The following is a 13,743-nucleotide window of genomic DNA, read 5'->3' as shown; positions in this document are numbered from 1 at the left end:
TTGCGTCCATACTGTCACTGTTTCCTAACCACCTTTATTTTCATAAACACCTTGTACTACTTCTCGAGGAAAGGAAAGTTAGAGGCTCTTTATACTCAGGCAATCATTTTACAATTATAGTTGTGCCGTCGAATTTCGTAAGCTTGAATCCGCAGAATGGTTCGTTAAACGTATGCCGGTAGTTGCGAAGCAAACCAATGGCGGCAGCCTCGCCCAAATTCATGCCATGGAAACAATCAGAGCGATAATGAATACCTGCAAATGCCCGAGCGATGGCCAAGTTATTGGCAAGCTTATTCAATTCACCGCCTATTGTGAGCGGCGCTCCGTTAAAGGGCTCAAGGGACAGACCGTCTTCGCTCACTGTAACTGGGTTCGGGAGAACAAAATCTTCGTTGAAGAACGCCTTTAACACAGTGACGCCTGCGCCGGCAATTACGGCATGACCTGCCGGATAGGACGGATGTGCCGGGCACCCTTCCGGATAAGCCTGTGGCAGCAAGTAGGTTCCGTATTTTTTGAAGGTTAGATCAACTGCAGGAGAATTCAGGAGCTGCTCATTAATCGGATAATTTGCATTGTTCGTTATTTTCTGTTGAACGAGACCGCCAAACTCTTCCGGCCGCAGTCTCCGATGCACAAGAAATTTCTGATACCAGGCAGACTCCATCGAGAAATTCGCGGCCCGTGCGACCAAATCCAAAATATATGGAGAACCAAAGGTAACAAATCCAGTTTGGGTGTGCGAATGGAAATACGGATTGGCCGGATCGAGTGCGGATGACCCCAAGCTCAACAAATATAAACAAGCCATTAACACACCTTGGTAAGAAAAATCTTTATGCACCCATTCACTTAGATCTCTTCCGTTTCTTAAAAAACGAGGTTCAGGATCATAGACAATGGAAGCAGACGGAGCAGCACCATTTTGAATGCTCAACCATGTTTGATAATCCGTTAAGAAATGTTGACCCGCCAAAGGGACTTTGTATTTTTGAATAATAGAAGTGGCGCCAAATGGAATATCTTTGTATAAAAATTGCGAGATATACGGCCCTACCAGATCGCCTTGCGTAACGCCGCGAAATAAAGTTTGCGGTGTTACTTGTCCATTTATTTTAGGCCCGTAAAAATCCTTCAGATTCGAAAGGCTCCCCGCTGCTTCAGCTGCTAATGGATCTCTATCATAGGTGTTGAACGGAACATCCCGCAACAACGATTCCCAGTATAGTTCTACCATATCGCTGGCGGCGGCTGCACTGTTTATCGAAGGCGGGGCTGGAATCGTTAAGGAATGTCCGTCGGGACCGGCAAGATCATACACGTAAGCGCCTTGCGGATTAACGAGCTTGAGCGTTCCCCCGAGTGGAATTTCCTCGAATTTACTTGGCTTGCCGCTGTTCAATGCTTTGAGATATGCCCCGTAAGCATGCTGATCAACTTCTCCAAGGCCGTTATGCGGCAGTCCCTTCGTGAAGTTTCCGATTTTGTTCGGATATTTTCTTTCATCGTGATTGCAGGGCTGAGGTAGGATTTTGCGCGACTTTTCTTCTTTAGCGGCTTGTTTTCGAATTTGATACGCTTTATGTCGCCTTTCCTTTGGATCTAAAGGGCCGAGTACACATGAGTCATCCATACGATTCCTCCTTGAGCGATCAGTGAAAAGCACATAGTTCTTTACAGTCTATTCAAATATATCGATTTAGTATGGATATATGTAGAGGACATGACCATAAAAGGAAACCTATTTGGAATACAGTCAACGTTTCATCGATCAATTTATTCTTAAACTCACTACCACGATCGGTATGGAAAAATTGAATCTGACGTAGTACCATCTGTTTTTGACTCTAACATAAGTCAGGTCGCTGACTACAACGCGTTTAGCTTCATCTTGCTGGAATTGGCGATTCAGTTCATTTGTTTGCTGGGACTGATTTCATACAGTCTTATGAGGGTTATAATGGGGAACTGTGTAGGAGATACAAGGCCTTGTGCCTTCATGATACAGCCAATTCGTCTCCTGGATACGATAAGTCCACGTTCGTGAAGTTTAGCTTTAAGTTTTCTTGTGCCATATGCTTTAATCAAAAGGGGTAATTCGGTAACTATTTATTAACGGTTGTAAGGTTCTACATTTTTGACCATTCTGTACAACGATAACTTGGGTTTATTGATTTCACCTGAAATCTGGTAGCCTATCCTCTGATACAATTTAATGGCAAGATGGTTCTCTTTCTTTACCGTCAGAGAGCATTTGGCAAAGCCTTGCAGGCAAGCCTGTTCCTCGGCAAACTCAAGCAGCCTGGTACCCATCCCTAATCCCCGGCTTTCGGGCAATAAGGCGATTGTTCCGATGTGAAACTCGTCATCTTCTCCCTCCTTCATGGTGATCATGGAATAAAACATTTTGATATTCAGAATATTATAAACAACAAGACCCAGCTTTCGGAATGAAAGCAGCTGTTTAAATGTGGGCCATGCAAGACGATTTAAAACAGGTATGGGATAGCAAGTAATCATCCCTAAAGTTTTCCCGTCCATTTGAGCTTCGTAAGCGTATTGATGACTAAAACGATTGTTCTCCTGCTGCCATAGCGTACGAAATGTCCCTTCGACCGTGTTCTTCTCCTCAGATCCTGCAAGTGAAAACGCCATGTATTCCAATGCCATTACATTAAGCTTAGCGCTGACCATGGATCGATGATCAGCCTTTACAATAGAGATTTGATTCATTTCCTAGCACTCCTTTTTTCTTTCTATATTATTGATGTTAATTATCATCTTTAGCTTTGAAACCATGATAAAACGTATTTAAGAAAAGCTCTGCAGCCGATTTTTTAGGCACATTACCTTCATGTACCTGCTCCCATGTATGGAAAAGCAGGGCATAAAGCGTATTCAAAATCCATTCGCTGCTAACCGTTTGCTGAAAGTAACCTCTTTGTTGTAACAACTCAATAACGCGTCGTAAGGGTTCCCTCAGCTTCTCTTCGGCTTCACCTAATTCTTTGTTGTTAAATACAGATGCATCATGACCTAGAAAATAGATTTTGTCACCTAAGGGGATTAACGCTTCAATGAGTTCCGGGATATAGTTTTCGCTTCTTTCCTCATCCAGTGGAATCTGGTTTACGGTATCACTTACCAGTTGTATAGCCCGATGGCCCAAGAGCAGCATCAATTTCTCTCTGCTTTCGACGTAGCGATGAAGTGTAGCAATGCCAATTCCCGCATATTCCGCAATTTCATTCATCGAAGCAGTAGGATTTTCAACAAGCAATATAGTAGCCGAATCAAGAATTGCATTAAATCTCGCTTCCTTCAACGCTGACAAGCCTTTCTTCATCGTCAATCTCTCCCTTTTTCTGTATAAATTCGTCATTTTTTTGATAGATAAATATATCATTTGATATTATCATAAATCATTTAAAACAAAGTGTCCAACTGTTGAATGTAGCTTTTCAAAAAGAATGATACTACTGAAACGGATAGTACTTTGAATGTTCCATTTTTAGCTTTTTTAATGAAGTTGATTTCTGCATAAGGTTATCGGTTCACTTTAAAATTCACTTCCGGGTATTTGGTTATCAGCCAGTTGCACCAATTATGCTTAGTAATCGTTCCATCTACTCTACTCCTTACTTCAAATCAAAAACTTAAAATGCCCAGCTACCTTTACGGAAAATTGGCTCTACAGTTCCATCTGGTAGAATACCGTCGATGTCCATCTCACTGCTGCCAATCATAAAGTCCTCATGTGTTACTGAAATATTTGCACCTAACGCTTCAAGCTGATCGTTTTCTAAATCTCTTCCACCCTCTAAGCAAGTTGGATAAGCATTACCAATCGCTAAATGGTTCGATGCATTTTCATCAAACAATGTATTAAAATATAAAATCCCCGATGCTGAAATTGGCGATTCATGTGGTACAAGTGCTACCTCACCTAAATAGCAAGAGCCTTCATCCACATTAATAAGCTCCTGTAATAAATCATGTCCTATCTGTGCTTCAGCTTTAACAATTTTTCCTTCTTGAAATGTCAGTTTAAAGCCGTCGATAATATTCCCTTGGTAAACTAATGGTTTTGTATTGCTTACAAAGCCATTTACACTTTGTTTCATCGGTAACGTATAAACCTCTTCTGTCGGCATATTAGCCATAAAGATAGTATCATCTGGCGTTTTACCACCTCCAGTAATCCATTTATGCTGTGGTGCTAATGCAATTGTTAAATCAGTACCTGGCGCTGTATAGTGAAGCTTCGCATATTTTTTATTGTTCAGTAGGACCGCACGAGATTCTAAATTTGTTACATGTTCACGCCATTTTTCAACAGCATTGCCTTCACCGATACGAACAGCTTTAAAAATAGCCTCCCATAATGCTGGTACTTGATCTTCAGCTGCTAAGTTCGGGAACACCTTCGATGCCCACATTGGTGAAGGAACTGCTACCATCGACCAAGCTATTAAATCCTTCATTACGGCGTTGCGATTGTTTCTTAGAGCAGCTCCTGATACCTTTTGATAGGTAGCTAGACGATCGGCTGAAATACCTGTAAATTTATCAGGGTCTGCAGCATCTATCATTAATAGTGCTCCTTTACGTTCGATCAGTTCATCATTCATTTTGACTATCCATTCTGGGAAACGATTAAATTCTTCATCTGAGGCATGCTCAAAGTAAGCACGATCCATTTCATCATCTGATAAGTTAACATGAACACGTCCTGCACCAGCCTTATAGGCCTCTTTCACAACTAAACGGGCGAAATCCAATGCATCCGCCGATGTATTGACTAATAAGTATTGCCCTGGTTGAATATTGACACCGACTTTTACCAAAAGTTCTGCATATGCTTGTAATTTTTCTTCAAAAGTCATATTATTTACCTCGCTTCTGTCCAATTGTTTTTTACCCTCCGCTAGCTTGTATTCATTTTTGATAGATCAATATATCAATTGATATGAATATAAATCATTTTAAATAAATTATCAAGCCGTTGAACCTCATTTTTTCAAAAGTGTGGTAAAAAATGTGTAAATCTAGGTTATAGAGTAAATAAAAAAGAATCCATTTTGACAAGAGATTAATCAAAATGGATTCTTTTCTTTTGGAATGAACATTCCTTTTTATAAAAAGTTTGGTCAATTAAATGAGCCTTGTTTACTGGTTGTACAGGTTTCCTTCTCGTTTCTGGGAGTATGATTACGCAAATGTAAATAAACGGTATGTTTCGTAATTTTCAACATATTTGCCACGATTGTAGCCGCATTTCTCATATTAAACACTCCCCGATCATACAAAAGACCGATAATGTGCTTATTTCGATTTGCATACGATATGTCAGGAGAAGCATCCACCGCTTCAATCGTCAGCTCTATCATTTCAAGAATCATATCCTCAATGGAAAATGAAAAATTTTCCTCATGTGCTTTTGTTTCAAAACCTGCTTGCGGTAAAAAAGTCTGAAGAAATCCAGAAAACGATTCATCCAAGTTTATGTTAATGCACATAAAACCAATAATTTTGCCAGCTTCACCACGAATGGCTATCATGCTTGATTTCATTGAGCGGTTGTCCTTGCTTTTGGTAAAATAACTGATCGCTTGCTTTGCGTTAGAGTACTTAGCCTCACTCAACATCTGCAAAGCCATATTCGTATTCGGGGCTCCTAATTCTCTGTCCGTATGATGCCCGTTCGCGATTTTGATAACGGTATTTTGATAGTCTTCCAAGCTATGCAGCACAATCTCGCTGGCATCTCCCAAATAATCGGCCAATCCTTCCACGATGGAGTCATAGGATTGCAATATCGCCCGATCACATTCCGTAAAATTCTTATTCTTCATAATTCGTACTCCTCCTTTCTATGAATATAGTTGCCAATAGAACTGATTGACTCAACATATGTTCATTTAATTAACCAATTTATAGTATTATTCTATAAATCATAGCCCCGATTCATCTTATGATTGAAATCACGAATGAATCGACTTATCGATAAAAAGAGAGCTTTCTTAGGTGCCAATGACAAGCCACCTGAGAAAGCTCAAAAGATATTTAATTAGAATAATGCTTTCAAACTTGCAAGGACAGTGAGAACGCCCACAACAGTGACAAAAATATTGCTAAGTTTTCCTTTGTATTTAGCTAGTGCAGGAACTTTATTGATCGCATACATTGGTAAGAGACATAAAATAGCAGCAACTAGCGGTCCGCTGAGAGTATCTATAATTCCAAGAATGCTTGGATTTGCATAAGCGGCATACCAGCATGTTAATACTACAAAAACAAGGATCGCTCTCTTAACTGTTTTTTCTTTGAGGTTTTTTCCGCGTGCTTTACCGGCCGAGATAATCATGTCACGCATTACCTCGTATACTCCTACATAATGGCCAAGAAAGGACTTTGTTACGGCCACAAACGCAATAATAGGAGCTGCAATAGTGATTAGAGGCGAATTAAGCCGATTGGCAAGGTATGAAAGTACTGATAAATTCTGTTCTTTTGCTATTACAAGATCATCTGGAGTCAAACTCAAGACACTGCTCCAAACAAAGAACATAACGACAATGAAAGTCATGATATAACACACTTTTTGTATTTGAGAACATTTGGCGTCTGTAGCTAGTATTCCATAAGTTTGTCTCTGTTTCATAACAAATGACGATATCATAGGAGAATGATTAAACGAGAATACAATAATCGGCAATATCATCCATATCATATTGAAGTATCCTCCTACTCCTGTTGGAGCAGTAGAAACACTTGAAAAACTAAGCATCGACGTATTCCACTGTGGAATTAAAGATATTGAGATAAAAAGCAGCGAAGCTATAAAAGGATATACTAGCATACTCATTACCTTTACAGTAATATCTTGACCAAAGTTCAGTATAGCTATAAGACCGAGTACTAATACAAGCGATAAAATGGCTCTTGGCGGCTCATTCATGTGCAATTGATTCACGATAAAACTACTTGCAGTATTTGTTAGTGCAACCGAATACATCAGCACGATAATATAAATCGAGAAGAAAAATACGATGTTAAAAATTATACTTGCCTTATTACCGAAATACTCTCTTATCGTACCTGTAATCCCCTCATCAGCAGATTTGGAAGCATATATCATTTTAGCAAGCGCCCTATGCGAGAAGTACATAACAGGAAATGCAAGTATTGTAATTAACAGTAACGATAATAAACCTCCTGCTCCCGCATTAATAGGTAGAAAGAGTACGCCTGCTCCAATTGCTGTTCCAAAAAGGCTCAATGCCCAGGTGGTATCTTGTTTGTGCCACCTTTTGGGATCTGGATATTTTTCATTTTTCACTGTAGTATCTTCAGCAGTAAATTCAAGTTTTTTCGCTGTATTCCCATTCATATTATAATTCCTCCTTGTATACTGGTTAACTACTTTATCATTTCCTCTCTTTTAAAACTGTTAAAATTGTTTACGTTTTCAAAACTATTTAATGCATACTATTACATTATATGGCATTAATAGATATCGATACACACTCCTCTCATCCTTGATAGAGAATTGGAGAATGAACCTTAATAACTGTGATTTTTTTCACAAAACATGAGTTGAAATCCCATTTTTTTGCTATAACGCTTACATTTCAGTGTGAATATTGTAATCTTTTATTACTATAATTATATATTATTATTATCTTATTTTCTAGTAACCTTATCTTCGAAAATTTTGTTTTTAATAGCAATTCCTGTGGGAGTGGCTGCAATTCCACCTAAACCTGTCTCTCTTAATTCGCGAGGCATCTGTCTTCCTACTACGAACATCGCTTCAATTACTTCATCAGCATTAATGATGTTGGTTACGCCCGCTAATGCAATGTCCGCTGCTACTAAGGCATTAGCCGTTCCAATAGCATTTCTCTTTACACAAGGAACTTCTACCAAGCCTGCAACCGGATCACAAACTAGACCGAGTAAATTTTGCAGTGCAGTTGAGAAAGCGTCAGAAGATTGCTGAGGTGTTCCTCCGGCAGCTTCTACTGCTGCTGCTGCAGCCATTGCTGAGGCACTACCTACTTCAGCTTGACATCCTCCGAAGGCTCCGGAAATACAAGCGTTATTTGCTACTACCATTCCTAATAAAGCTGAAGTGAATAGAAAATGAACCTTGTCTTCATGACTTAATTGTAAACTATCTTGGATACTAAACAGCACTCCCGGGATTGTCCCACTTGCACCTGCAGTTGGAGTTGCACAAATAACTCCCATCGACGCATTTACTTCATTAACTCCGATAGCGTTCTGGACCCCGAGCATCATCAAATCTCCAGAAAGGGTTTTTCCACTTTCACGATATTGTTTTATTTTAACAGCATCCCCTCCGGATAAACCGGTCGGAGAAAATACTCCGTTGCCCTCAGCGCTTTTCTTTACAGCATTCTCCATAGTCACTAAATTTCTTTCCATTTTTCTCCAAACATCTTCATAAGAAGTTTTAGTTTGCTCGATTTCCTGCTCAATTGCTAATTCATAAATTGGCTTTTGTCTTTGATTAGCTGCATCAATAATTTCCTTTATAGTCATGTACATAAACTTTTCACCCCTAATCTAATTAAAGAATAATGATATTAGCTGCACTGCTAGAATTTCTCAATTCCTTCTGAACATCACTAGATAATTGAGAATCCACATCAAATTGATATAAATATTTTCCTGACTTCTCCAAACTATTAAAATTGTTAATTTCCACATTATATTGTTTAAAGATCCTGCGTAATATAAATTCAAGGTCATCTCTCTCGGAAATCGCTATAATAACCGGCAATGGTCCTTGAAGATGTAAGCTAAACCCGTCAATTTCTATATGTTTAATTTCAATTAATCCGCCACCGACTGAAGTTCCCATTGTTCTAATATTTCGATTTCCATCCTCCAGATAAATATCTGCAGTATTCGGATGACCGGCAGGACTATCACCTGCTTCTTCTAAAAAGGTAATGTCAATTCCTTTAGATTCTGCTATTTCAATAGCACCAGGCACCCTACTATCGTCGGCAGCAAATCCTAATATACCAGCAATAATTGCAAAATCAGTTCCGTGTCCTTTATGGGTTTCAGCAAATGATTCATAATACCTTACCACAACTTTTTTGGGAAGACCTTGAAATAATTTATTGGCAACTGTTCCAATAGCTAAGGCACCTGCAGTATGTGAACTAGAGGGGCCGATCATAACCGGTCCAATCACATCAAAACAACTTTTGTAATTAACAACCCTTTTTTCTTTAACAGGAACTAATTTCATGTTCATATAAGTTTCCTCCCCATAGTTGCCATACCAGTCACCCGCCCACCATGTAAGGGTTTTCAAAAGTAACACTAAGAATCATCAAACCCTTTCTTAGTACTTATGGAATACTTGGATAAATTATCGTTGTAATCATACTCTTTGCAATCAATGCCATCAAAACAACGATCATTTTCTGATCCTTCTCACATAATTTGAAATAATTTATTATAGTAATTATTTTTTATTACTACACAGACAGAGTAGCACATAGATAATCGCGAAGTCAAACAAATAATAATAAATTATTTTTACCGGAATTTTTTATTACAAATTTAATTTTTCTACCTTTTAAAATTCTATAAAACTTGTTATAAGTTATAATAGGGTTGTCTATTTTGAATGCTGGCATCTTCATTAAACGAAATCCTTGTCGATAAAAGACCCGAAGTTGGGTTATCTATAGCTGAAAAAAGAAGAACGCATCTATGTACGAGAAGTAAAGCGCATCTTTTATTTGAAAGAGATTTTGCTCAACCCTGGAATTGAATATGAATTCGCGAGCAATTTCATAGTGAATGAAATTCAGGAATAACTGATTAGGAGGAAAACTTAAATGGATAATGAACTATTTCGACACTATCAAAACATAATGAATTATTTCGGGGAAATTTTGGGTTCTAATTATGAATTTGTATTACATGTTTTAAATCCTAATGGGGGTTCTCAAATCGGTCACATAGTCAATGGAGACTTAAGTGGAAGATCTTTAAATGGCCCTTTAACTGACTATGCAAAAAAATTAATTAACGAAAAGGTATATCTAAAAAAGGATTATGTTGTAGATTATGTTGGAGAAGGACCCAGAGGTAAAAAATTCCGTTCATCAACTTTATTTATAAAAGATCGTGAAGGTCAATTACAAGGTCTTTTATGTATAAATTTTGATGCGGATGTCTATAGAAAAGTCGCAAAGGATATATTAAAATTGGCCAATCTAAGTTCAGCTATAGATCTTATCGAACAGGAAACTGACCAGGAACAACCTATTGAAAAACTTACCGATAATATTCGTAATATCATTTATGGAGTAATAGATAAAGATATATTAGAATCCGGTGCTCAGTTATCACCTGAACAAAAGAGACTTGCTATTTTCAAATTAAAAGAATACGGGGTATTCGAAGTTAAAGGTACAATAAATGAAGTTGCTGAAATAATGGGAATGTCGGAATCAAGTGTTTATCGTTATCATCAAATGATATCTCGCAACGACAAGTAGCCCCAATCGAATCAGAACAATAAATCGAGCAATACAAGACATAGATAGGCGTATACAATTCTCAACTAAATGAATGTAAATCAAAAAACCTTGGATCAATCCGAGGCCGTAGAGCGAAACAAAAGACGACTATTATTCTATTTATGGGATAATAGTCGTCTTTTTCACTGTATACACAAGCCTGTACCACTGGCTTCTCACTTCGGTAGCTTTACTATTCTCTTCACGTTAAGAGCTAAAATTTGCCATTATGCCTTGTAACTCCATGCCAAAAAGATCCGAGGATAACGCTACGCCATACCCATGTCTATGTTTGAGTTCACTGTTCTTCGCCTCAATTTTGTAGCGTTCTTTTGCCTTTGTTTTGAAATATTCTCCCTTTTGGAATACCATTTGCTCAATGTGTAGTTTTTGGCAGTAGGTATTTCATCCACTAGACCCTTTTTACAACGCTCATATAAAATTTTATACTCATAGCCATGTATCCTCGTTAAAACTCTAGTATCAAGTTTCAAAACAATAAACGTAAAATGATAATGGAAATAATACCACCCAGTACGGTTCCCAATAAACTTCTTGTTTTTATCGCAATTAAAAAAGTCGGTATGGCTGCAAAAAATTCAATGTTGTTGGTAAGAGATGTAAGCTTTCCGTCATGGATAAATATCTCTTGACCTATCAGAGCAGCTATTACAGAAATGGGGACATAATTTAACCACCGCATTGCCCACTCTGGTAATTCAAAACGACTAAGCACCATAAGAGGAACGACCCTTGGAATGAACGTGACAAAAGCTGAGCCTAGAATAATCAAAAAAATGTCCCATCTTACTTCCATTTTTCTACCACCATTCCTATTGTTGAAGCAATAATTGTAGCCACAATAACGCCCATACTGCTGGACAAAAAGAAAGAACTTCCCACAGCAATGACCACTGCAATAATGGCGACAACGATATCAAGTTTGATTCTATTTCGCCCTACCATAGAGAGTACGAGAATTCCAATAAACATAGCTGGCAAGGCGAATGCTAGTCCGAATTTCTCAGGATTCGAAATCCATTGCGCCAAAAATGCTCCTGCTAGATTCGCTACAAGCCAATTTACATAAGCGGTTATGTTGAGACCATGCATCCATTTCTCACTGATTCGCTTTCTCTTGGCCGCCTCGGTAATCGCGACACCGAATGTCTCATCGGTGAGTAGAGATCCCACTAGCATGTTGCGAAGTGGAGTAAGATGCCGGAAATAAGGTGCTAGAGCGGCACTAAGTAAAATATGACGAAGATTAACAAAGAATATCGTAATAATAATGGCATGAATCGAACTACTTGCTGCTATCATACCCGCAGCAATAAACTGAGCTGAGCCAGCATAGAGAATCATAGACATTAGTGCGATCTCAGTGATGCTAAGTCCCGCAGTCTTTTGGATCACACCTGCAGCTAATCCGATACTTAAATAACCTAGTAGCGTTGGGACACAATCTTTTACTCCTTGGATAAAGCTATCTTCAGCTCTCGGAGACGAATTCATTTGGACGTTCGACAGACTCATTTCATTCCCTCTTTATTTTCAAGTATTAGAAGCTAACTTACTAACTACTACGAAAAAGTGAAAGAAAATACGGTTCAATTTATTTGAACCGTCTTCCAGTAACAACATGAAATAGGTTAGGAGCGTTTTTCCAAAGCGCTTCTGCTTTCTCTGGGCCCACTTCTTTCACTAATTCTGAGAACATAATGTCATGCCTGATGTATTCCATCGCGATTAACACAAGTGCCGGGTCTTCCGTTTTTACCGCCCATGCAGGTGTATTTGGCGCGAAATTTGCAATTAAGACTTCTTCATTATCCCGTGCAACAATCGTTAAGCGGCCGTTCATACGTTCCTCAGCTACTTCTGGAGCCATGTAATTGTGATGCGTAGTTGCTCCTAGCTGAATCTCAGGTGCTCCAAAAAGAATAGAAAAGACGTGGATATTATCCTTTATCCGCTCATCTATAGCACCTTTTATCGAATCGACTTGTGGTTCCCAGATCGACAACCATATTTCTTTTTTAGCTTTATCGATTATGTCAATCATTTCGGCCACAACGCGCTCATCACTGCTGATGCGTCGAATAACATCAACTTCTTGTTCACTTTCTAACGCAGATAAATTCTTTTCAAGATAATCCATAGAATTGTCAAAGTCATTACGCAATCGATGGATTAACTCTTTTGCTGGTAAAGGTGCATAAGTTACGGGGTCAGAAGGTACTGTGTACACCGCGCCTTTATCCATTAATTTTGCCAATACTTCATAAATCGTTGAACGAGGCACACCCGACCTTTTGCTTATTTCATATCCGGTTATAGGGGAGTTTTTCAAAAGCCCTATGTACGCTTTACATTCATATTGTGAAAAGCCCCACTTCTGAAGCTCTTTATAAAGTTCTTCCATGGCAACTCCTTTAGTAGTTAGTGTGTTACTTACTATAAAATAAAATGGATTACCTGTCAAAGCAATCCTGGTTCCGTTATCGAAAATGATCGTCAGACCACTGTTTTGTTCCTGATTCTTCAACTTTTGGGCGAGGTATAATTGCCCAGAAAAGGAGGATCAGTCCTTTTTAATCCAATCCAAGTACTATATAGTTGCATGAATTTTACTGATAAGGAAAGTTATATTCCGTTATCATTGTGCGAACTCTGGCTCGTTCATCCACACTACAATATATTTCCCCTCCTACCTAAGACCTACTGCCTAAACCTTGTCGGACATGTGGAATATGTAAAAAAGCATAACAAGGAATAACAAGGGATCGGTGCAGTTACTAGGCTGATGTCCAGTATCAAACCATATGGAATTAACATACATCCTCTTATTCCATCCGGATTTCAACATGATATATTTCTAGTGAATAATAATATTGAACTATGTTCATATATTCACAAATAATCCGTATGACCCATTAAATAAACGTGAAACTGCTGTATATTTAACGGTGTAAACATGTATCGTTATGCAAGAGTATGCATGTTTGCAGGTATTACTAGGCAAAGCTAGGGAAATCTAGTGACGCAAAACTAAAGGGGCTAAGGAAGAAATTCTATGCCAGCCAGTTGCCGATTAATAGACCCCCATCTCTATTAGTCGTATGGTTGTTTTTGTATGATCCATGGCGAGATGCCCCACCCT

At 38.6% G+C, this 13,743-nt stretch carries 12 protein-coding genes, 2 pseudogenes and 1 riboswitch; of the genes and pseudogenes, 1 reads left to right on the top strand and 13 read right to left on the bottom strand.

Annotation, left to right across the window (positions count from 1 at the left end):
• Positions 1-103: 103 nt before the first annotated feature.
• From ABN764_RS24715 to sdaAB, 9 genes and pseudogenes are all read right to left on the bottom strand, one after another.
• Entirely contained in the window at positions 104-1,636 is a 1,533-nt protein-coding gene (locus ABN764_RS24715) for a vanadium-dependent haloperoxidase (RefSeq protein ID WP_268627501.1), read from the bottom strand.
• A gap of 109 nt (positions 1,637-1,745) precedes the next feature.
• Positions 1,746-2,079, bottom strand: a pseudogene (locus ABN764_RS24710) (IS3 family transposase); the annotation flags it as partial.
• Between the two features lie 36 nt (positions 2,080-2,115).
• Positions 2,116-2,736 carry a GNAT family N-acetyltransferase gene (locus ABN764_RS24705; protein ID WP_446673402.1) on the bottom strand — a complete coding sequence of 207 codons (621 nt, stop codon included), beginning with the start codon at positions 2,734-2,736 and terminating at the stop codon, positions 2,116-2,118.
• Between the two features lie 37 nt (positions 2,737-2,773).
• Complete coding sequence (locus ABN764_RS24700) at positions 2,774-3,349, bottom strand: TetR/AcrR family transcriptional regulator (RefSeq protein ID WP_142546510.1); 576 nt, start codon at positions 3,347-3,349, stop codon at positions 2,774-2,776.
• A 310-nt stretch (positions 3,350-3,659) separates the two neighbouring features.
• The gene (locus tag ABN764_RS24695) at positions 3,660-4,889 is read right to left on the bottom strand and encodes an aminopeptidase (RefSeq protein ID WP_446673401.1); all 1,230 of its coding nucleotides are present in this window, start codon (positions 4,887-4,889) and stop codon (positions 3,660-3,662) included.
• A gap of 264 nt (positions 4,890-5,153) precedes the next feature.
• Positions 5,154-5,858, bottom strand: coding sequence for a helix-turn-helix transcriptional regulator (locus tag ABN764_RS24690; protein WP_446673400.1), 705 nt, complete (start codon positions 5,856-5,858; stop codon positions 5,154-5,156).
• A 215-nt stretch (positions 5,859-6,073) separates the two neighbouring features.
• The gene (locus ABN764_RS24685) at positions 6,074-7,396 is read right to left on the bottom strand and encodes an aromatic amino acid transport family protein (RefSeq protein ID WP_446673399.1); all 1,323 of its coding nucleotides are present in this window, start codon (positions 7,394-7,396) and stop codon (positions 6,074-6,076) included.
• A 293-nt stretch (positions 7,397-7,689) separates the two neighbouring features.
• Positions 7,690-8,580, bottom strand: a complete 891-nt coding sequence (gene sdaAA / locus ABN764_RS24680; RefSeq protein ID WP_315744983.1) for an L-serine ammonia-lyase, iron-sulfur-dependent, subunit alpha — start codon at positions 8,578-8,580, stop codon at positions 7,690-7,692.
• Positions 8,581-8,602: 22 nt separating this feature from the next.
• Positions 8,603-9,301, bottom strand: a complete 699-nt coding sequence (gene sdaAB, locus ABN764_RS24675; protein ID WP_021255847.1) for an L-serine ammonia-lyase, iron-sulfur-dependent subunit beta — start codon at positions 9,299-9,301, stop codon at positions 8,603-8,605.
• A 592-nt stretch (positions 9,302-9,893) separates the two neighbouring features.
• Between sdaAB and ABN764_RS24670 the strand changes: the two genes are divergently transcribed.
• A complete protein-coding gene (locus tag ABN764_RS24670) occupies positions 9,894-10,559 on the top strand; it encodes a helix-turn-helix transcriptional regulator (RefSeq protein WP_142546521.1) in 666 nt (221 codons plus the stop codon).
• Positions 10,560-10,756: 197 nt separating this feature from the next.
• Here ABN764_RS24670 and ABN764_RS24665 read toward each other — a convergent pair.
• The 4 genes and pseudogenes from ABN764_RS24665 to ABN764_RS24650 form a co-directional block, all read right to left on the bottom strand.
• Positions 10,757-10,964 (bottom strand): annotated as a pseudogene (locus tag ABN764_RS24665) (IS5/IS1182 family transposase); the annotation flags it as partial.
• A gap of 106 nt (positions 10,965-11,070) precedes the next feature.
• Positions 11,071-11,397, bottom strand: a complete 327-nt coding sequence (locus ABN764_RS24660) for a branched-chain amino acid transport AzlD family protein (protein ID WP_021255845.1) — start codon at positions 11,395-11,397, stop codon at positions 11,071-11,073.
• A complete protein-coding gene (locus ABN764_RS24655; protein WP_446673398.1) occupies positions 11,388-12,116 on the bottom strand; it encodes an AzlC family ABC transporter permease in 729 nt (242 codons plus the stop codon). Before ABN764_RS24655 ends, ABN764_RS24660 begins: the two co-directional genes overlap by 10 nt.
• Positions 12,117-12,195: 79 nt before the next feature.
• Positions 12,196-13,005 (bottom strand): TrmB family transcriptional regulator, encoded by an 810-nt coding sequence (locus tag ABN764_RS24650; RefSeq protein WP_446673397.1) that lies wholly within the window; start codon positions 13,003-13,005, stop codon positions 12,196-12,198.
• Between the two features lie 585 nt (positions 13,006-13,590).
• Positions 13,591-13,675: riboswitch (cyclic di-GMP riboswitch) on the top strand.
• Positions 13,676-13,743 lie beyond the last annotated feature (68 nt).

This window comes from Paenibacillus wuxiensis, from assembly GCF_040195695.1.
GTDB classification, from domain to species: domain Bacteria; phylum Bacillota; class Bacilli; order Paenibacillales; family Paenibacillaceae; genus Paenibacillus_B; species Paenibacillus_B suaedae.
This window is presented reverse-complemented; position numbering and strand designations above follow the sequence as displayed.